Origin of the sequence: Pedobacter sp. Leaf41 (assembly GCF_001422545.1) — a bacterium.
Taxonomy (GTDB): domain Bacteria; phylum Bacteroidota; class Bacteroidia; order Sphingobacteriales; family Sphingobacteriaceae; genus Pedobacter.
This window is the reverse complement of the sequence record NZ_LMLE01000004.1, coordinates 36491-58012: the sequence shown is the minus strand read 5'-3', so window position 1 is coordinate 58012 and position 21522 is coordinate 36491. Positions and strand designations below refer to the sequence as shown.

The following is a 21522-nucleotide window of genomic DNA, read 5'->3' as shown; positions in this document are numbered from 1 at the left end:
ACATACAATTGAATGTTGTTTAGAAATACATCCGCTCTCATCATTCTTCACTTAAGTGATTACAATTTAAACCTTTAAAAGATTCGTCTCAAACATAGGAGATATATAGATCATATAGACTGGAAAGTATTGGTCGCTTAGCTAGTAAGCCAGCGTAACGGTTTTGGTGTGGTGGTTTTGGGTTTGATGGATGGGTAGATTGTTGTTACATGCAAACGCTGCGCCAGGTAAAGCCGATCAAAGTAGAAAATCCATATTTGATGCCTGCAACAGCGACGTCCCTAATTTCCGAAGAAATCAATTTAAACGGGGAACAAGATTAAATTCTAGTAATTGGGAACAGTTTTCAAAAATGAATATGTATAGCATATATATTACAGGAGTAGAACTAATGTGTATGTTAAAAATTGTTAACTATATATATGTAGTGGGTTGTATTGCATAGCTTAGCGGCGAATTGTTTTTATTGATGTTATCGTATTATTAATTATCTTTGCAGAATGTTTAAAGTTAAACACTTAATTATTTTAGTATTTGTTGCCGCATTGGGTATTGCGGGTTGTAAAAGTCGTTTTGAAAAATTGAGAGCGAGTAACGACGTTGCGAAAAAATATCAGGAGGCACTTCGTTTATATAATAAGAGAGATTACAGTAAAGCATTAGTGCTTTTCGAAGATCTTTCGCAGAAATATCGTGGACGTGCAGAAGCTGAAGATCTAAACTATTATTATGCTTATACCTTATATAGATTAAGCGATTATACCACGGCCAGATATCAGTTCAAAAGCTTTGCAGATACTTATCCGGCGAGTAAAAATGCTGAAGAGGCTCGCTATATGGGCGCTTATTGCTATTACCTGGAATCACCTGCTTTTTCATTAGATCAAGAAAACACTTATAAGGCTATTGATGCATTGCAATTATTTATCAATTTATACCCAACGAGTGATCGTGCCGCTGCTGCAGGTAAATACATTGCGACATTGCGAGGGAAATTGGAAGATAAGGCTTTTGAGAATGCCAAAATGTACCTGACTACTGGTCCAAGTAATGTTGATAATTACAGAGCTGCTGTTATCGCTTTAAAAAATGCACAACGAGATTATCCAGATATTAAGTATGCAGAAGAGATGGATTATCTCATGATAAAAGCTCAGTATCTGTATGCAAAAAATAGCTATATTATCCGCCAGGAAGATCGTTATAATGAAGCTATAGAACTTTATACAGAATTTACAGAAAACCATCCTGAAAGCAAGTTTACTAAAGAAGCTAAGCAACTTAAACAAGATGTTGAAGATGGCATTGCTACTACCAAACAAGAGCTGGCTTTATATGCGGCTGACCAAGAAAAATATAAGCAAATGTTGATTAGAACTGGTAGATTAAAAGATACCGTTTCTTTAAAACCAACTACTGCCGATAACACAAATATTAAAAATTAATCAATACATGAATACTAACAAACCTGCTGTACCGAACACTACAGTGACTAGAAACGTTCACGATTTAGATAAAACTACAGATAACTTATATGAATCTTTAGTTGTAATTGCCAAAAGAGCAAATCAGATTTCTAACAACGTGAAAGAAGAGCTTCACGGTAAATTGGCAGAATTTGCATCGAGCAACGATAACTTAGAAGAGATTTTTGAAAACCGTGAGCAAATTGAAATCAGCAAGCACTATGAGCGTATGCCAAAGCCTGTTTTGGTTGCAATTGATGAATTTTTAAACGAGAAAATTTATCACAGAAATCCTGCTAAAGAACAAAAATAATTAGCGAAGAGCAAGGGGCATAGCGCTTTCTTAAGCATGTTTAGTGCTCTAAGTCTAAGCTTTATGCCAAACAGTTCATGCTAAAAAATAAAAATATTATCCTTGGCGTTTGCGGTAGCATTGCAGCTTATAAGTCGGCCATTCTGGTTAGATTACTGGTTAAAGCTGGTGCAAACGTTAAGGTTATCCTCACCTCCGATGGCGCAAATTTCATTACGCCACTTACCCTTGCTACGCTTTCTAAAAACCCTGTTTATACCCGATACTTCGAAGAGGAAACCGGTGTTTGGAGCAACCATGTTGAATTAGGTTTATGGGCCGATTTAATTATCATTGCACCTATTAGTGCGAATACGCTGGCAAAGCTTGCTTCGGGTATTTGTGATAATTTGCTAACTGCTGTGTATCTTTCTGCAAAATGTGATGTTTACGTTGCACCTGCAATGGATTTAGATATGTGGAAACATGAAAGTACACAAACCAACATTTCAAAAATTTCTAGCTTTGGCAATACAGTTATTTCTCCTGCTAGTGGTGAATTAGCCAGTGGACTTTACGGTGAGGGAAGAATGGCGGAACCAGAGGAGATTATCTCTTTTCTGGATGAATCAATCAAAGCTTCGCAGCCATTATATGGTAAAAAAGTAATGGTTACCGCCGGCCCAACCTACGAAGCTATTGACCCTGTTAGATTTATTGGGAACCATTCGTCGGGTAAAATGGGTTTTGCTTTGGCTGATGAGTTGGCAAACCTTGGCGCCGAAGTAACACTAGTCGCCGGACCAACCGCTCAAAAATCGTTAACAGATTTAAAAAGAGTAGATGTAGTAAGTGCAGAAGAAATGCTGAACGCCTGTATGTCAATTTCTCCAGCTATTGATATCATAGTGATGTGTGCAGCTGTTGCAGATTATCGTCCAAAAGTTGTTGCTAGCCAAAAAATTAAAAAGGAAGAATCTGAATTGACTTTAGAACTGGAAAAGACGGTTGATATTTTGGCAACTTTAGGAAAGAATAAAAAAGACAATCAGATATTAGTTGGATTTGCATTGGAAACCAATGATGAAGAAAACTATGCTAAAGGTAAGTTGGAAAAGAAAAATCTGGATTTAGTGGTTCTGAATTCCTTAAATGATAAAGGTGCAGGATTTAAATCGGATACGAATAAAATTACTATTTTTAACAAAGCATTAGAGCGATCTGTTTACGAAATGAAGTCGAAAACAGCTGTAGCTAAAGACATTTGTGCTGCTATTTTAAAGATTTCAACATGATAAAAAAAATTGTTTGGATATTGCTATTGATGGGTTTGGGGAAAGTGCAAGCACAAGAACTAAATGCGAGAGTAACAGTTTTGGCTCCTCAGGTTTCAAATATGAGTAAGCCGACACTGGAAGCATTGCAAAGAACAATTCGTGATTTTTTAAACAATAATAAATTTAGTAGCGAAAGTTATAAACCACAAGAACGAATTGATTGTAGCTTCGTAATTACAATTAACTCTTGGGACGGTGGTTCTGGATACATAGCCGAGGCACAAATTCAAAGCAGCAGACCGGTTTTCAACAGTTCTTATAACAGCACTTTATTGAACATGAGCGATAAGAATTTTGATTTCAGTTACAATGATGGCTCTACGATTGATTTTTCCGATCAGAATTATATTTCTAACATTAGTGCACTTCTATCCTATTATGCCTATACCATTATCGGATTAGATAAAGACAGCTTTGCAAAAATGGGCGGTAATAATTACTTTAAAAAAGCACAGAATATTATCAATCTTGCTCAAGCATCAGGTAATACCGGATGGAAGGCGGCAGATGGTTTGCGTAATCGTTTCTGGTTTAATGAAAACGTATTGAATCCAGTTTTCATCGAATTGAGAGCCTTTATTTATGCTTATCACTTAAATGGTTTAGATCAACTTACAGATAACGATAAAGGCTTAACACAGATTGTCTCTGCACTACCAGCTTTACAGCAAATGGATAAACAGAAGTTGGGATCCATCTTTCCAAACGTTTATTTCGCTTCTAAAGCTGAAGAAGTAACCAATGTATTATCAAAGCTGAATACTCAAGAACGTATGAAGGCTTATAACATGCTTGCTGAAATAGATCCAGCAAATATTGGTAAATACGAAGGCTTGAAGAAAAATTAATATTTTTTATCTTCTCAAATCTTTAGTTGAATAATACTTGCACAAGCTTTGGTGGATATCAGTATTGTGTTCTTGATCGAATTTTAACTAAAGATGCAACACTTTAAACTTTCCTGCGTCTTATCTCCAAGAGAGGCTTCTGGTTTTCCGGTTATTCCCCTATTTTAGAAAAATGTTAAAATATTTTGAATATACGAATATCTTCGTACATTTGATTACGAAATAATTCGTAGAACGGTAATATGACGCATAGCAACATCAAACCCACAGAAGGCGAAATGGAAATTTTACAAGTACTTTGGCAAAAAGGCTTGGCTACAGTAAGAGAGGTACATGAGGCTTTGAATAAAAAAGATTCTGGTTATACCACCACTTTGAAATTAATGCAAATTATGCATGAGAAAGGCCTGGTAGAAAGGGATACCAACCAAAAGACGCACATCTACAAAGCTATTGTGAGCAAAGATAAAACTGAGAAACAAATGGTGAGCAAGATGATTGATAATGTATTTAATGGTTCGGCAGCTCGGTTAGTTATGCAGGCTTTAGGTAACCACAGTGCTAGCGCCGATGAGATTGATGAAATTAAAAAATATTTAGATGGCCTTAAGTAAGTCAAGGTTCAAACGAAAAGGTGTAGGGTTTAGATCCCTAAAATTTATCAGCGGAAAAAATCAATAAGAAATAAAACCACCATTATGGAAACTTTATTACAACAATTTATCAAAGCATTTGGCTGGAGCATTTTAAACTCGCTCTGGCAAAGCGCTCTTATTTACGGAGTTCTGTTTATCATCCTACTAAGTGTGCCAAAAATGGCTGCAAGATATAAACACAATTTGGCTTTCGGTTCTATCGTATTAATGTTCATCGGTTTTGTATACAATTTCTTTAGCAAAATCACATTTAACACCCCAAAAGATACAATTACAGGTAATCTTGAATCAGTACAGCTTCACCAATATTTCAATAACCTCCCTCCCAGCTTTAGTAGCAAGGCAGAGCAGTACTTCCCTATGGTTGCGGCTTTTTACATTATCGGAATCTTTTTACAACTTTTTGTAATTAGCAAAGGTTATCACCAGCTAGCTAAATTTAAGAAAGATAGCTTAAGTGCTATCCCTGTAAGTTGGAGAATAATATTTGACGAAGTTACCCTGAAACTTCAAATTAATAAAGCTGTCAAATTCCATTTGTCGTCAATTGTGAATGTTCCGTTAGTAATTGGCTATTTAAAGCCGGTAGTTCTATTTCCGGTGGCACTGGTAAATCAGTTGGATAATGATCAAGTTGAGGCTATTCTGATCCATGAATTATCCCATATCAGAAGAAATGATTACTTACTTAACCTAATTAAAACTGGAATCGAAACGTTGTTGTTCTACAATCCCTTTGTGTGGATGGCGGGGAGATTTATCCATATCGAACGCGAACATGCCTGCGATGACCTGGTAGTGAGGCTGACTGGGAAGCCTCTAAATTATGCTCATGCATTACTTAAGTTGGAACTTTTAAAAGATAAAAGCAGTCCGGCTTATGCTTTAGCAGCAACCGGAAAGACACAAAATTTATATCAACGTATAAAACGAATCACGAATATGAAAACGAATTATTTAAATGTTAAACAGCAGATGGCTGCGCTAACTTTAGGAATTGCATGCTTATTTTCTATCGCATGGATTAATCCTGCAACAACGAAAAAGGTAAATAAAACCATGGTTAGACAACAAATGGTCGCTATTTCTCATGATCAAGAAATTTTAAAAACTATTGTTTGCCTTGATACGACTAAGAAGCGCAAGATTAAGATAGTAACGATAGATGCCAATGGTAAAAAAACGGAATATAACTCCGTAAAGGAAATGCCAGACAGTTTAAAAAGAGATTTTTATAAAGATGAAGTTTTCTCAGGAAATAGATTTTTTAGAATGAATATTGATTCCGGATTTAGATTTAAAGATTCATTGTTTCAAGCTAAAATTTATAAAAAATTCAATTCACCAGAGGCACAAGCGAAATGGAAAAAAATTGGTGAAGATGTAGCAAAACAGTACAACTCGCCTGAGGCTCAGGCAAAATGGAAGAAATTCGGCGAAGATATCGCGAAAGAATATAACTCTCCAGAGGCACAAGCTAAATGGAGAAAGCTAAGTGACGGTATGATTGCTAAAATGAACAATCCTGAGTTTAGGGCACAACTTGATCATGCTCGGATTAAAGGCTTAAAAGGGATTGATCGTACTAAATTAGCTGAGTTAGCAAGAATTAATCCAGACTCATTATTTATCAATATGAATGATAATATTGCATTTGGAATGGATGGAACATCGATTTATATGAATCAAAACTCAAGTAATAATACTAATAAGGTTAAACAAACAAAAGAATATAAAAGGTTGAAGCAAAAATTCGACAATGAAGTGAAAGAGCTTAAAGAGAAAATGGAAAAAGCGGAGCGTAAAGAAAGAAAAGAGAACTAAACCAAACATGCAAATATTAAACAGCGAAGATTATTCTTCGCTGTTTTTGTTTTTAGGCATTTGTTAAAATAACTTTTTTTAATTTCGTACTCTGTATGCTACAAAAACTTTCTATTCGTAATTACGCATTAATCGATAGCTTGGATATCGAATTTGATAAAGGTTTAAATATTATCACTGGTGAAACAGGTGCTGGTAAATCGATTATTTTAGGTGCGCTGTCATTGATACTGGGTCAGCGGGCAGAGAGCAAATACTTTTTTAACCAAGATAAAAAATGCGTTATTGAAGGTGTTTTTGCATTGGCTGACGAACACTTAAGAGAAATTTTTGAAGAAAACGACTTAGACTTTTCTAATGAGACCATTTTAAGGAGAGAGATTTCGATTGATGGAAAAACAAGATCCTTTATAAACGATACGCCGGTTAATCTATCCATTTTGAAGCAAATTGGCGAAAAGTTAATCGATATTCATTCACAACATGCTACGCAAGAAATTAATGATGCCGATTTTCAATTGCTCATTGTAGATTCGTTGGCTAATCATAAAGCTTTATTATTAGAATATCGCAACGGTTTTAAAAAATTAAAGCAAGATAGCAGCCGTTTAAAAAAAATAATTAGTGATGCTGACGAGGCTCGAAGCAAACAAGATTACGAACAGTTTTTGTTTAACGAGTTAGAACAAGCTAACTTAAAAGAAGGCGAGCAAGAAGATTTAGAACTAGAGCTAGAGAAACTTACCCATGCAGAAACAATAAAAAGAGCTTTACTCAATTCCAGCGCCTTGCTAAATGAAAGTGAACCGTCGGCAATGCAAATATTAAAGGAAGCTCAGCTACAACTACAAGGAATAGAAAAGTTCGATCCAGCTATCAATATACTTTTTGAGCGTTTAAAATCATCGATAATCGAAATTAAAGATATTGCAGATGAAGTTTCTAGCTTGGAAGAAAATACTGTGCACAGCGCTGATCAATTAGAAATTATTAATCAAAGGCTGGATCTATTCTATTCTCTACAGCAAAAACATCGCGTAAGTAACAATAATGAGCTATTGGCTATTCAAAGCCAATTGGAAAATAATTTAAATCAGTTGTTGAGTTCTGATGAAAACATTGAAAAACTTCAACGAGAAATCGAGCACCTTAAGCTTGAGTTAACAAAAAAAGCCAATCAATTAAGTTTAGACAGAAAAAAAGCAATCAAAAATGTTGAAGATCAAACCGGCGATACTTTAAAAAAAGTGGGTATGCCAAGTGCGAAATTGGTTTTGAAGCAACAACAACAAGCAGAATTAGGCAAAGATGGGCTCGACGAAATCGCCTTACTATTTTCTGCCAATACTGGTCAAGCCCCTGCTCCGGTAAATAAGGTAGCATCTGGAGGAGAATTATCAAGGTTGATGCTCGCCATTAAAGCTTTGCTTGCTCAACACACTTCATTACCGACCATAATTTTTGATGAAATTGATACGGGAATTTCCGGAGAAACCGCATTAAAGGTGGGCGAAGTAATATCAGCACTTGGAGGAAATATGCAGGTAATTTCCATTACTCACCTACCGCAAATTGCGGCCAAAGGTAAATCTCACTATTTTGTGCATAAAAATGAAGCTGGAGGAAAAACCACCACTGGCATTCGTAAACTAAAACAGGAAGAAAGAGTAGCAGTTATAGCTGAAATGTTAAGTGGTAAAGACCCAGGCGCATCGGCAATTGAGAATGCAAAGGAACTTTTGGGATAGATTCAGCTCATCCGAGATTGTCAGGTGAAGATTAGTTCGGAAAAAGAGCACATAAAATTTCAGTGGCTGCATCGCAAAATTCGCATTAATCCAAATTAACTATTAACTTAGTTGATATTTTTGGCATAATGAGATCTTTCGTATTCCTATTCATTCTATTATTTATAGTTCAATTTTCTTCTGCTCAGCAAAGTTTTACCCTGTCTGGCTCCATAAAAGACAAGCGTGGAGAAGCTTTACCTGGTACCGGAATTTTTGTGAGCGGCTACAAGATAGCCACGGTTGCTGATAATAATGGGGCTTATCTGTTACTACTTAAACCAGGAAACTACGATATTTTATTTCAGTTAATTGGTTATAAAGCCGTAAGTAAAAATGTAATCATATCGGATAAGCCTATTAAATTGGATGTTTTTTTAGAAGAAAGCATTACCCAATTATCAGAGGTAACGATTAAACCAGATCCAAACCGAGCTTACTATATAGGCATGTTTCGTGATTTTTTTATAGGAACAACAGAAAACGCTGCTGATTGTAAAATAATGAATCCGAATGTGTTGCTTATTGATTACGATAAGGAGTTAAATAGGCTTAGCGTAAAAACAAATGAATTTTTGATTATAGAGAACCAGGCTTTAGGCTATAACATTAAGTATTTAATTAAACAATTTGAATGGGATAGTAAAACAAGGGTGATCTACTATGAGGGCTTTCCATATTATGAAGATTTGAAAGGTTCGGAAAGAAAACAAAAAATCTGGGCAAAGAAACGTTTGACTGCTTATTTGGGTTCACCGCAGCATTTCTTTAAATCTCTTTATCAAAATAAACCAACAGAGGAAGGTTTCATCGTCAATAAAATAATCACAAAAGTTAACCCCGACCGACCTTCGGATAGTTTAATCAATGCCAATTTGAAACGTTTAACCAAAACGCAAATGAGCCTAACAGGCAAAATTGTTATCGGCGGTAGTAAGGATGATTCTTTAAATTATTGGATGAAGAAAAAAAACTTGAATAAAGGAATTTCGATTTTAAATCGAGCTCCGATTTTACAAGACACACTCGTCAAAACCTTTAACGCGAACATTAAGGCCATCAATTTCATCGATAAGCTTTATGTCATTTATACAAAAGATACCGAGAGCCCACTTTTTACAAATCGACTTGGGCAATCTATTTCCAGGCCCTTAGACATGCCAAACTATCAGATTTCGACAATTGATTTACAGGTGGCTCCTGTTTATTTTTATGAGAATGGAGGAGTTTACAATCCTCGATCGATGTTATATTCTGGTTATTGGGCTTGGGAAAAAATTGCTGATAGTGTTCCGATGGATTATATCCCAACCACTAGGCGCTAAACTAATATTAAAATTGTTAAAATAATTTTCTGAATTCGTAATATAACGGCTTTTGGTTACATTCGCTCTCATGATTAAAAGCCTGTTGGCATCGTTATTTTTCATTTTTATTGGTATCTGTGCCATTGCTCAAAATACATTTACCATTAGCGGAATTGTTAGAGATAATAAAGATGGATTGCCTGGCGCAAGTATTTATTTAAGTGGTTATAAGATTGCAACTGTAGCAGATAATGACGGGAAATTTAAACTCACAAACTTGAAGCCCGGCAGTTATGATCTGCTTGTTCAGATTGTGGGTTATCTCCCCTACTCTAAAAGCGTTATTATTTCGGATAAATCAGTGGTTGTTGATCTGGTTTTAAAAGAAAATGTAGCACAATTAGACGAAGTAGTTGTTCGGGCAGATCCAAATCGTCAAAAATACATCAACCAGTTTAAAGAGTTTTTTATTGGCAAATCGCCAAATGCGCTTCAGTGCAAAATACTAAATCCCCAGGTACTTAATGTAGATTTTGATATCACTAAAAGCACTTTGACAGTAACTACAACGGAATTTTTGGTGGTTGAAAACAAGGCGCTAGGCTATCGACTGAAGTATATGCTTGATCATTTTGAGTATAACTCCAGAACACACATCATTTATTATTCTGGCCATCCATTTTTCGAAGAGCTAAAAACTTCTACAGCAAAAAAGAACAAATACATTGCTGCTCGTGAAATTGCCTATTATGGCTCCTCTCAACATTTTTTCAGATCACTGTATGCTGGAAAAAGTAAGGAAGAAGGTTTCATCATCAACAAAATGATCAAAATTCCCAACCCAAATCGGTATCCAGAATACGTAATTAATAGTACACTTGAGAAGATAAAATCCCTTCCAGGAAAAACAGGCATAAGAAAAACTGCTGGCAAAATTGATACTGCCTTGCTTAACTTCTGGACAAAGCAACAGGCTATGCCCCGAACCATTGATAAGTTTTCGAGAGGCGATGTTTTGCCCGATACTTTGGTACATGATTTTAATGAAAACATGAAATACCTAAGTTATACCGATGCCCTAATTATTCAGTATACCAAAGAAAAAGAATCTCTTGCTTATTCTAACACTGGTTTTTGGATTTTCAGACCATTAGATGTTCCAGAAAATGAAATATCGGTTGCCAATTTAACAGGCCCCGGTGTACGATTTTATGAGAATGGTGGTATTCATGATTCCAGAGCACTTTTATATGAGGGATTTTGGGCTTACGAAAAGGTCGCAGATATGGTCCCGATGGACTATATACCACTTCAAAAGAAAGAAACCAATTCAAAATAATTTTAATCAATACTACTATTACTAATTTTTTTAGTAATTTCATCCTCAGATCATGGAGGATGAAAAGAAATATTTTAAAGGACGAGGTGCACAAGTTAATCCTCATAACAAATTCTTAAAAGATGTTTACGTAAAGGAACACGATGAAGGCATTGATGATTGGGAAGAATCAGATCGAAAAACATCCTTTATTCTTGAAAATTCAAAGTCTATTGTCAACAAAGTAGATAGTCCGGATGTTGGAATGGCTTATTCCTTAAATCCATATCAGGGATGTGAACATGGTTGCACCTATTGTTATGCCCGAAATTCTCATCAATATTGGGGATACAGCGCTGGGCTGGAGTTCGAACGGAAAATTATTGTAAAAAAAGATGCTCCCTTACTTTTCAAAAAGTTTCTGGAGAAAAAAGGATGGGATGCTGCTACCATCTCCTTATCAGGAAATACCGATTGCTATCAGCCCGCGGAAAGGAAGTTTAAACTGACCAGGCAATTGCTAGAAATTGCTTTAGAATATAAACAACCTATCGGGATGATTACCAAAAATTCGCTGATTCTTCGTGACAGTGACATTTTGCAAGAAATGGCAAAACTCAATTTATGCATGGTCTATGTATCCATCAACAGCTTGAACGAAGATTTGCGGCAAGTGATGGAGCCTAGAACAACGACTGCAAAACAACGACTAAAAATTGTAGAAGAGTTGAGCAAAGCTGGAATACCAATGGGCGTAATGGTTGCCCCGCTTGTACCGGGTTTAAGCGACCACGAAATCCCAACGATATTAAAAGCAGTTGCAAATGCTGGAGCCATAAAATCAGGATATACCATAGTACGTCTAAACGGGGCTATTGGCCAAATTTTCGAAGATTGGTTAAGGAAAAATTTCCCTGATCGGTTTGACAAAGTTTGGCACATGATTCAAAGTTGTCATGGCGGAGCGGTAAACGACAGTCGTTTTGGTGACAGAATGCGTGGAGAGGGAAATATAGCAAAGATGATCAGCGATAATTTTAGATTGCATGCTAGACTGAACGGCTTGAATAAAAAGGAAATTATCTTAAACCATGCACTTTTTAAGGTACCTAACGATCAAATGTCACTCTTTTAATTTGTCTGTTTAAATGATAAAACATAGTTTTAACCATGAATATTGCATTAGTGACTTACCTTGATCAAGGGAAATATGATTCAGATACCGTTGAAAGCGAAGATGATAGACTCTTAGATTTTCTGCAGGCAAAAGGATTAAACATTCAAAAAGTAATATGGAATGATCCAAATACCAACTGGGAAAATTATCAACTAGCCATTTTAAAATCGCCGTGGGATTATTTTGATTTAATAGAGCAGTTTCACCAGTGGCTCAGCTTGCTCGAAGAAAAGAAGATAAAACTGCTCAATCCAATTGATGTAGTAAGGTGGAATACCGATAAACATTACCTAAATGAAATTCAGGAAGCTGGCTTAAAGATTACACCAAGCATTTTTCTTGAAAGAGATGAAAAAATTGACTTCAATGTATTTTTCGAAGAATTCCAAACCAAAAAACTAATTGTAAAACCCTGTGTAAGCGGCGGCGCCAAAAATACCTTTAAGGTTACTCCAACAAATGCAAAAGAAATTGAGGAGAAATTAACAGAATTGATCAGAGCAGAAGACTTTATTATTCAGCCCTTTCTGCCAGAAATTTTAGAAAGCGGAGAATGGTCTTTTGTTTTTTTTAACGGCGTCTACAGTCACGCTTTAATTAAACAAGCCAAAACCGGAGATTTTAGGGTTCAACCTGCACATGGCGGTTCAGTCCATCCTCAAAATCCGGATCAAAAATTAATTGAAACCGCAGCCAGATACGTTCGCCAATTTGCAAAAAATTGTCTTTATGCTAGAGTGGATGGTGTTTTTGTAGATGATGATTTTTTATTGATGGAACTGGAATTAATTGAGCCGTTTCTTTTTTTAAATACCGATCAACAAAATTATGAGCGTTACTATAAAGCATTGACTGAACTAACAGAAGATTTATAATGGAATAATTATTCTCGAATCAATATTTAAGAAGTAGATACGTTTTGGCTGGTTACATTTTTGCTGCAAAAACCTGCGTCCAGAAAGTTCCGGATCTGGCAGCTCCCATCTCTTTGAAATTTGCATTCATCATATTCTTGCAATGCCCTTCACTTTTCAGCCAATCATTAAAAACCTGCAGCTCGCTAGTTTGTCCCGACGCGATATTTTCTCCAACGACTTTCCAAATATAACCTGTGGCCGTTACCCGATTGCCAACGCTAGTTCCATCTGCAGATTCATGCTGCATTCTATTAATGGACAACATGTATTTGCTTTGCGTAATCGCAGCCAGCGTCAAATTAGCATTCCATGTTACACCATTAACGGGTGGCATTTTTGTAGTGCCACAGTTGCAACCCGCCAAACGCGTATCATTTACTAATTTTAACATTAAATCGTTGTTTAAGTTAGTCTGGGCAGCACTCTCCGCTTTCGCTTGAGGTGTCAGATTTTCATCATTAGCAGTATTGATATTTTTCTTACAGGATGTAGCCAGGCAAATCATTGCTAAACACATCATCGGGACAAATGATTTCATTAGATAGGATTGATTTCTGAGCGAAATATACAGCGAAATCAAACAACAAAAGATTTAAATTCTCATTATTTTATTGCCATACAACCTATTTAAAGCATTATTGATGCATTTTGTAATCCTACAAATACAGTCCACAAAAAACTTTGTAAAATAAAAAACTCCCAATTTTCATTGGGAGTTTCATTTATTTACTGGAAGAATCTTCTTCTTTTTTAGGCGCTTCTTTTTTCGCTTCGCCTTTTTTGTGATTGATTGAAATCAGTTCTGTTTCCTTATCGTAATCGATCTCTAAAACATCGCCCTCAGTTAATTCACCTTTAAGAATTTCTTCTGCAATTGGATCTTCTAAATACTTCTGAATGGCACGTTTTAACGGACGGGCACCAAAGTTACTGTCGAAGCCTTTATCTGCAATATAGTCCTTCGCGTTTTCAGTTAGTGCAATTTCGTAACCTAAAGTATGTACACGACCGAATAAAGCTTTTAATTCAATATCGATGATTCTGAAAATTTCATCTTTACCTAAGCTATTGAATACCACTACATCATCAACACGATTTAAAAACTCAGGAGCAAAAGCACGTTTCAATGCACTTTCAATTACACCGCGGCTGTGAGAATCGGCCTGATTGGTTTTTGCAGAAGTAGAAAAACCAACACCCTGACCAAAATCTTTTAGCTGACGGGCACCAATGTTTGAGGTCATAATGATGATTGTATTTCTAAAATCAACTTTTCTACCTAAACTATCAGTTAATTGTCCTTCATCTAAAACCTGTAATAAAATATTGAATACATCTGGGTGCGCTTTTTCAATCTCATCCAATAAAATTACTGCATAAGGTTTTCTTCTAACTTTTTCAGTTAACTGGCCACCTTCTTCATAACCTACGTATCCTGGAGGCGCTCCCACTAAACGTGATACGGCAAATTTCTCCATGTATTCACTCATATCAATTTGAATTAGTGAATCATCACTATCAAACATGAAACGAGCCAACTCTTTTGCTAATTCTGTTTTACCAACACCTGTAGGGCCCAAGAAAATAAATGAACCGATTGGTTTTTTAGGATCTTTCAATCCAGCTCTTGTACGTTGGATGGCTTTTGTCAATTTCTTAATTGCATCATCCTGACCAATAATTTTTTCAGCCACTTTATCGTACATGTTCAATAGCTTTTGGCTATCAGTTTGCCCAACACGTTGCACCGGAATACCAGTCATCATTGCAACCACTTCCGCTACGTTATCTTCAGATACTTCGTAACGTTTAGTTTTAGTTTCCGCTTCCCACTCCGCTTTGGCTTTATCTAATTCTTCAATTAAATTTTTCTCTGTATCGCGAAGTTTAGCTGCTTCTTCATATTTCTGACTGCGAACAACTTTGTTTTTCTCTAACTTGATATCTTCGATTTTTGCCTCGATATCAATAATGTTTTGGGGAACGTGAATGTTTGTTAAATGAACTCTCGAACCTGCTTCATCTAAAGCATCAATCGCTTTATCTGGCAAGAAACGATCAGAAATATAACGAGAAGTCAAAGTTACACAAGCCTGAATCGCTTCATCAGTGTAAGTTACACCATGGTGTTCTTCGTACTTATCTTTAATTCTTGTTAAAATTTCAACAGTTTCATCTGGCGTAGCCGGTTCAACCATTACTTTTTGGAAACGACGATCTAAAGCACCGTCTTTTTCGATATACTGACGGTACTCATCTAAAGTAGTTGCACCAATACATTGAATTTCTCCCCTTGCCAAAGCCGGTTTAAACATGTTCGAAGCATCAAGAGAACCCGATGCGCCCCCTGCTCCAACAATGGTGTGAATTTCATCAATAAATAAAATTACATCAGTAGATTTTTCAAGCTCGTTCATTACGGCTTTCATACGCTCCTCAAACTGACCACGGTATTTTGTACCAGCCACCAATGATGCTAAATCCAATGTAACTACACGCTTGCCAAACAGCACACGCGAAACTTTGCGTTGAACAATGCGTAAGGCTAAACCTTCTGCAATTGCAGATTTACCTACTCCAGGCTCTCCAATCAAAATTGGATTGTTCTTTTTTCTACGAGATAAAATCTGCGATACACGCTCGATTTCTTTCTCACGGCCAACAATCGGATCTAAACGACCTTCTTCCGCAGCCTTTGTTAAATCACGACCGAAGTTATCTAAAACCGGAGTTTTTGATTTAATATCCGAAACCTTTTTAGGTGTACTAAAGCTCTCTTCCTCACGATAATCATCATCGCCACCTGTTGATGCGCTGTTTGAAATATCGTCTCTGAAACCATTTTTATTCACTTCAACCTCCTGTTTAAAAACATCATAAGTAACACCATATTGTAATAGAATTTGCGAGGCGATGTTATCATCATCCCTTAAAACCGACAACAATAAATGTTCAGTGCCAATTAAATCGCTTTTAAATATTTTAGCTTCTAAGTAAGTAATTTTTAAAACTTTTTCTGCCTGTTTAGTTAACGGAATGTTACCCAAGTTTACTGTTACACTCGAAGTACCGCGAACAGCATCTTCAATTGAGCGGCGCAATTTACCGGTATCAACTCCTAACGATCGTAAAATTTTTATGGCCATGCCATCGCCTTCGCGAATCAGGCCTAATAATAAATGCTCGGTTCCAATGTAATCATGCCCTAAACGGAGCGCTTCCTCCCTACTAAAAGAGATTACATCTTTAACCTGTGGTGAAAATTTTGCTTCCATAATACCTTTCTTAACAGCTACGTCCCTAAACTATAAAATATATTATAAAAAGAGTACCTGCTGTTTTCTTTATTTTATCAACAATTGCGCCATCAAGGTGGAGAAACAGGCTTTTGAAAGCCTAATCATCCAGAAATTAACGTAAGAATTTCGTTTAGATAATATTAAATTACTTTATATATATCTACGTAATAAGTGTTTTATAAGTTTTGAGGCAGATTTTTACTACTCACCTTAATGCCGCTTTAAATATTGTCGGTTTTTTGTAAGGAAATTTACACCAACTTATACTGACAAATTGTAACCTTTTACATCAGCAATTTACAAGTTTTGACAGTAAATAAAAAGATATTGACATCATTTATCAATTAAACTACAAAACTTAATGGTGGGCAAATAAAAATTCTGCTTAATTACTGATGAATTAACCTTTTACAAATGATTTTGTTTTCTGGAAAAGGCAGGCCGTTAGTCGCTATTTTGGCCAGCGCCGCTAACACTACAAGTCCGTTGGTATAGAAAAAACACAATCCGGGCTTTCCGCTAATATCGGGTTTAATTAACAAGTATACTACATCTATCAACGTAGACTATTCAAGGGGCAGAACGAATTTTACGCGGTTTGAAAAGCCACCCCATCAGTAGTCAAAAATAATTTATTCCAAAAAAATCTAACCCCAAATAACTAACGTATATGTAACTGATTTTGACAATTAATATGGCACCTCTCTACCAACGGTTTTTTATTATACCATTTTTGCTGCTTGCTTTTGCCGGCAGAATAGTGGTATATGCAACTCCGGTTACGCAGATAGCCAAAGAAGTCATCAAGAAAAATTCGACTGATGAAAGTGATAAGTCAGCTTCAGAAAAACAAAACCAACTGGAAGAAAAAGTGAAACTAACAGATCTTGATTTGAACAAGATTTTAAATTTTGCATTTTCCGATTTCAACACTGCCAATAAGCTTTCATTCTCAGGCAATTTCATTTTAGCTTATTGCCATCTTCAGATCCCTGAACAACCCCCAAAATAGTAGCCTACCTAACTCCTATTTTTTCAATTAAAATAATTACTAAAACTACAATCATGATGAAATCTAGACATTTCTTCATAATGGCACTTTTTGCCCTTATGACCCCAATTTTATTCTCTGCCTGCAAAAAAGACAGAAAAAACCCAATGGAAACGCTTGTTCCAGGCCCGGATTTAAATTTTTATGCGTTAACATCCGACAGCAAATTGTTGATGATCAATGCTAAAAACCCTTCGTCTGCAACGTCGACAGTGAATATTTCTGGCTTACAACAAGGTGAAACGCTTTTAGGGATAGATTTTCGCCCCGCTACAGGACAGCTTTATGGCCTAGGCAGCACTAGCCGTTTATATGTTATCGATCAGAAAACGGGCGCAGCAAGATCCATTTCTGCCACTCCATTTACTACATTATTATCTGGTACAGCTGTAGGTTTCGATTTCAATCCAACGGTAGATCGTATTCGCGTGGTAACCAATAATGGTCAAAACTTACGCTTAAACCCGGAAACGGGTACAGTAATGATTGTAGATGGCGCCATCAACGGTGTTGCAAACGCAAAAGTTACTTCGGTAGCTTATACACAAAATAAAGCCGGTGCTACAGCAACCGTTCTTTTTGATATTGATGCGGCTACGGATAAACTTTATAAACAAGATCCACCGAATGATGGGAAATTGGTTGAAGTTGGAACCTTGGGTTTCGATGTTGAGGAGGCTGGCGGTTTCGATATCAATCCTGATGGAACTGTGGCTATCGCAGCATTATCGGTTGCAGGAACTTCATCTCTTTTCACTATTGATATCAATACTGGTAAAGCATCAAAAATTGGAAACCTTCCTTCAAATATTACAGGTTTAGCTATTCCAACTGAGCCTGTTGCTTACGCAGTTTCTAACAATAATGAGTTATTAATTTTCAATCCAATGGCTGCAACACCAACAATTGCGGTTAAAACGATTGCTGGAATTCAAACTGGAGAACAAATTTTAGGGTTAGATTTCCGTCCACTAAACGGCCAACTGTATGCTTTAGGCAGCAGCAGCAGAATCTACACCATCAATACATCTTCTGGCGCAGCTACGGCTGTAGGTACTACTCCATTTAGCACTTTGTTGAGTGGCACACAATTCGGCTTCGATTTCAATCCAACTGTCGATCGCATCAGAATTGTAAGTAATGCTGGCCAGAATTTAAGGTTCAATCCATTGGATGGAAGTGTAATTACAGATGGAACATTAAATCCTGCAACTACCGGAATTACTGGTGCTGCTTACACCAATAACTTTTTTGGCGCAACTACAACCGTTCTATTTGATATCGATTCAAATAGCGATAAGTTGGTAAAACAAGATAATCCAAACGGTGGATTGTTGGTTGACGTGGGTGCTTTAGGTGTTAATGTTGAGGCAAGCAACGGCTTTGATATTGGCGGTACTAGTGGCTTGGCTTATGGTTTATTCACGGTGGGTACAACTCAGAGAGTTTACAGCGTAAACTTAACTACTGGAGCAGCTACTGCTGGTGCAACTATAACAAATGCTTCCAGAGGTTTTGCTTTAGGATTAGGTTTTTAATCATTATATTTTAATGATGAATGGCTGCAGTATAATTACTGCGGCCATTTTTTTTGGTATACTAATTCTGTCTATCGCTTAGATTTTTGTTTCAAAATAAGCATCTTTGCAGAAATAAAATTCCATTATGTCTGACGAAAAAATAATCTTTTCAATGGCTGGAGTGAGTAAAATCTATCCACCACAAAAACAGGTTTTAAAAAATATTTACTTATCATTTTTTTACGGTGCTAAAATTGGCGTTGTCGGTTTAAACGGTTCTGGTAAATCATCTTTACTTAAAATTATTGCTGGCCTGGATAAATCTATACAAGGCGAAGTGGTGTTTTCGCCAGGGTACTCTGTAGGTTACCTCGCACAGGAGCCGATTCTTGATCCTGAGAAAACAGTACGGGAAGTGGTTGAAGAAGGTGTTGCAGAAGTTACTGCTATTTTAAAAGAATACGAAGAAGTAAATGAAGCTTTCGGCTTGGAAGAAAATTATTCTGACGCCGATAAGATGGATAAATTAATGGCTCGCCAAGGCGAACTACAAGATAAAATCGATGCTTTAGGCGCATGGGAAATTGATTCGAGATTAGAAAGAGCAATGGATGCTTTGCGCTGCCCTGATCCGGAAACTAAAATTGGCGTGCTTTCAGGTGGTGAACGCCGCCGCGTGGCCATGTGCCGCTTGTTGCTTCAAAAACCCGACGTGTTATTATTGGATGAGCCAACCAACCACTTGGATGCAGAAAGTATCGATTGGTTAGAGCAATTCCTGCAAAACTATGAAGGAACCGTTATCGCAGTAACCCACGATAGGTATTTCTTAGATAATGTAGCCGGATGGATTTTGGAATTGGATCGAGGTGAAGGTATTCCCTGGAAAGGCAATTATTCATCATGGCTAGATCAGAAAGCTAAACGTTTGGCACAAGAAGATAAAACAGAAAGTAAACGTCAAAAAGCTTTGGAGCGTGAGTTGGAATGGGTACGTATGGCACCAAAAGCACGTCATGCAAAATCTAAGGCTCGTTTAGCAAATTATGATAAGCTCGCATCAGAGGATGGAAAAGAAAGGGAAGATAAACTGGAGCTTTTCATCCCTGCGGGCCCTCGCTTGGGGAATGTGGTAATCGAAGCAACGAATGTAACTAAAGCTTATGGCGATAAAGTTTTGTTTGATAACTTAAACTTCTCGTTGCCACCGGCTGGTATTGTTGGAATTATCGGGCCAAATGGTGCAGGTAAAACAACTTTATTCCGCTTAATTACCGGACAGGAAGAACCAGATAATGGAACTTTCCGTGTAGGTGAAACTGTTGAACTGGGTTATGTAGATCAAATGCACAATGATTTGGATGCAGATAAAACCGTTTACGAAAACATTACCGATGGTTTGGATAACATTCAATTAGGAACCAAAGCCGTTAACGGTCGAGCTTATGTTTCAAAATTCAATTTCAACGGGGGCGATCAACAGAAAAAAGTAGGCATTTTATCGGGTGGAGAACGTAATCGAGTTCACCTGGCCATTACTTTAAAGAAAGGTGCAAACGTACTTTTGCTCGATGAGCCGACGAACGATATTGATGTGAACACTTTACGGGCATTAGAAGAAGCTCTAGAAAACTTCGGCGGTTGTGCCGTGGTTATTAGTCACGATAGGTGGTTTTTAGATCGGATTTGTACACACATTCTTGCTTTTGAAGGCAATTCGGAAGTCTATTTCTTTGAAGGAAATTATTCTGATTACGAGGAAAACCGAAAGAAACGCCTGGGAGATGTAGCACCGAAACGAATTAGATATAAAAAACTAAACTAGTAGCAAAAAGTCCCGAGTAAAATCGGGACTTTTTGTTTTTATCAATTTAATGTGAACTTGTAATAAACGGAACATTTGGTTGCTGACTTTCTTTAGCTTTTCTCTTTCCTCTAAAAAAGAAATAAAGATTAAGAAACAGCATAACTCCTAAGTAAATAGAAAATCCACCGATTTTGGAGCTTAAAGCTTCAACTAAGTCCTGATAGCTATTTGAGTAGATGGTTATTTTCATGATTAAAAGCGCAAAACCAACATTTAATAAATAAAATCCTGTTTCGAAAAGTTTATTTGTTGCATTTGCAATCTCTTCTCTTCCTTTAAAAATATCGAGCATGTAAATCTTGCTATTTTTAAATAATGTTTTTGAAACATAAAAAGTTAAGAAAAGTGCTACTGGTAAATAGACAGCATAACCGATTAAAATTTTGGTAGTTTCCATGACTAAATTTTTAGATTGTTATTTAATTAATTTATGAATGGTATTGGTAAGCAAAAAAATATTTGAATAATGTAGGACTGAAAGTATGCAGATGATTATGGCCACTTTACTAGCCAAAACTTCTGCGAGTTGCAGTGGGTTGTTAATGGTTTCCCAACCTATCAGCGTCATAGCGCAATAGCCGATATTAACCAAATAGTAAGAAACCAAAAGCGATTTGTTAATTTGTTGGCACAATTCCAAATGATTAGGAATCAGCGCAGCGACAAAAATATTACCGTTTCGATAGCAAATTTTTCCCACTATAACGATGATAAAAACAATTACTGAAATGAAGATGCCGTAACCTAATAAATTGTAATTCATTTTACCAGTTTTTAATGATCATCAACCCCCATCCTATCCAGTCAAAATTCAGTAGCAGTAAATCTAAATACTTTCATTTTGATGAGGTAAATG

General features: G+C 36.5%; 18 protein-coding genes. 14 read left to right on the top strand and 4 right to left on the bottom strand.

The genetic code is table 11. The features are described from left to right. Window positions 1-500 precede the first annotated feature (500 nt). The 11 genes from ASE92_RS07130 (at window position 501) to ASE92_RS07080 (ending at window position 12887) form a co-directional block, all read left to right on the top strand. Window positions 501-1445, top strand: a complete 945-nt coding sequence (locus ASE92_RS07130; protein ID WP_056849431.1) for an outer membrane protein assembly factor BamD — start codon at window positions 501-503, stop codon at window positions 1443-1445. 7 nt (window positions 1446-1452) lie between these two features. Beyond that, entirely contained in the window at window positions 1453-1779 is a 327-nt protein-coding gene (locus ASE92_RS07125) for a DNA-directed RNA polymerase subunit omega (RefSeq protein WP_025145617.1), read from the top strand. Window positions 1780-1856: 77 nt separating this feature from the next. Continuing rightward, the gene (gene coaBC, locus ASE92_RS07120; RefSeq protein WP_056849430.1) at window positions 1857-3053 is read left to right on the top strand and encodes a bifunctional phosphopantothenoylcysteine decarboxylase/phosphopantothenate--cysteine ligase CoaBC; all 1197 of its coding nucleotides are present in this window, start codon (window positions 1857-1859) and stop codon (window positions 3051-3053) included. After that, the gene (locus ASE92_RS07115; protein WP_056849429.1) at window positions 3050-3943 is read left to right on the top strand and encodes a DUF4835 family protein; all 894 of its coding nucleotides are present in this window, start codon (window positions 3050-3052) and stop codon (window positions 3941-3943) included. Before coaBC ends, ASE92_RS07115 begins: the two co-directional genes overlap by 4 nt. Window positions 3944-4221: 278 nt before the next feature. Further along, window positions 4222-4557 carry a BlaI/MecI/CopY family transcriptional regulator gene (locus ASE92_RS07110; RefSeq protein WP_369817397.1) on the top strand — a complete coding sequence of 112 codons (336 nt, stop codon included), beginning with the start codon at window positions 4222-4224 and terminating at the stop codon, window positions 4555-4557. Window positions 4558-4641: 84 nt separating this feature from the next. Next, a complete protein-coding gene (locus tag ASE92_RS07105) occupies window positions 4642-6423 on the top strand; it encodes a M56 family metallopeptidase (RefSeq protein ID WP_056849427.1) in 1782 nt (593 codons plus the stop codon). Between the two features lie 95 nt (window positions 6424-6518). Continuing rightward, window positions 6519-8171 (top strand): DNA repair protein RecN, encoded by a 1653-nt coding sequence (gene recN / locus ASE92_RS07100; protein WP_056849426.1) that lies wholly within the window; start codon window positions 6519-6521, stop codon window positions 8169-8171. Window positions 8172-8299: 128 nt separating this feature from the next. Next, a complete protein-coding gene (locus ASE92_RS07095; protein WP_056849425.1) occupies window positions 8300-9535 on the top strand; it encodes a carboxypeptidase-like regulatory domain-containing protein in 1236 nt (411 codons plus the stop codon). Window positions 9536-9605: 70 nt separating this feature from the next. Next, on the top strand, window positions 9606-10856 hold the full coding sequence (locus tag ASE92_RS07090) for a carboxypeptidase-like regulatory domain-containing protein (RefSeq protein WP_056849424.1): 1251 nt from the start codon (window positions 9606-9608) through the stop codon (window positions 10854-10856). A 52-nt stretch (window positions 10857-10908) separates the two neighbouring features. Then, a complete protein-coding gene (locus tag ASE92_RS07085; RefSeq protein ID WP_056849423.1) occupies window positions 10909-11970 on the top strand; it encodes a PA0069 family radical SAM protein in 1062 nt (353 codons plus the stop codon). Between the two features lie 35 nt (window positions 11971-12005). Beyond that, window positions 12006-12887 (top strand): RimK family alpha-L-glutamate ligase, encoded by an 882-nt coding sequence (locus tag ASE92_RS07080; protein WP_056849422.1) that lies wholly within the window; start codon window positions 12006-12008, stop codon window positions 12885-12887. 52 nt (window positions 12888-12939) lie between these two features. Here ASE92_RS07080 and ASE92_RS07075 read toward each other — a convergent pair whose 3' ends face one another. Both ASE92_RS07075 and ASE92_RS07070 read right to left on the bottom strand, forming a co-directional pair. Then, the gene (locus tag ASE92_RS07075; protein WP_157255672.1) at window positions 12940-13467 is read right to left on the bottom strand and encodes a CAP domain-containing protein; all 528 of its coding nucleotides are present in this window, start codon (window positions 13465-13467) and stop codon (window positions 12940-12942) included. Between the two features lie 184 nt (window positions 13468-13651). After that, window positions 13652-16204: an ATP-dependent Clp protease ATP-binding subunit gene (locus ASE92_RS07070; RefSeq protein ID WP_056849420.1), complete on the bottom strand. Its 2553-nt coding sequence runs from the start codon at window positions 16202-16204 to the stop codon at window positions 13652-13654. Window positions 16205-16922: 718 nt separating this feature from the next. Here ASE92_RS07070 and ASE92_RS07065 point away from each other — a divergent pair. From ASE92_RS07065 to ettA, 3 genes are all read left to right on the top strand, one after another. Further along, window positions 16923-17240 carry a hypothetical protein gene (locus ASE92_RS07065; protein ID WP_056849419.1) on the top strand — a complete coding sequence of 106 codons (318 nt, stop codon included), beginning with the start codon at window positions 16923-16925 and terminating at the stop codon, window positions 17238-17240. A 53-nt stretch (window positions 17241-17293) separates the two neighbouring features. Further along, the gene (locus tag ASE92_RS07060; RefSeq protein WP_056849418.1) at window positions 17294-18817 is read left to right on the top strand and encodes a DUF4394 domain-containing protein; all 1524 of its coding nucleotides are present in this window, start codon (window positions 17294-17296) and stop codon (window positions 18815-18817) included. A gap of 127 nt (window positions 18818-18944) precedes the next feature. Continuing rightward, window positions 18945-20624, top strand: a complete 1680-nt coding sequence (gene ettA / locus ASE92_RS07055; RefSeq protein ID WP_056849417.1) for an energy-dependent translational throttle protein EttA — start codon at window positions 18945-18947, stop codon at window positions 20622-20624. Between the two features lie 46 nt (window positions 20625-20670). On the opposite strand, the gene ASE92_RS07050 is transcribed toward ettA, so the two are convergent. Both ASE92_RS07050 and ASE92_RS07045 read right to left on the bottom strand, forming a co-directional pair. After that, window positions 20671-21063: a hypothetical protein gene (locus tag ASE92_RS07050; protein ID WP_056849416.1), complete on the bottom strand. Its 393-nt coding sequence runs from the start codon at window positions 21061-21063 to the stop codon at window positions 20671-20673. Window positions 21064-21081: 18 nt separating this feature from the next. Further along, window positions 21082-21429, bottom strand: coding sequence for a hypothetical protein (locus ASE92_RS07045; RefSeq protein ID WP_056849415.1), 348 nt, complete (start codon window positions 21427-21429; stop codon window positions 21082-21084). Window positions 21430-21522: the final 93 nt, after the last annotated feature.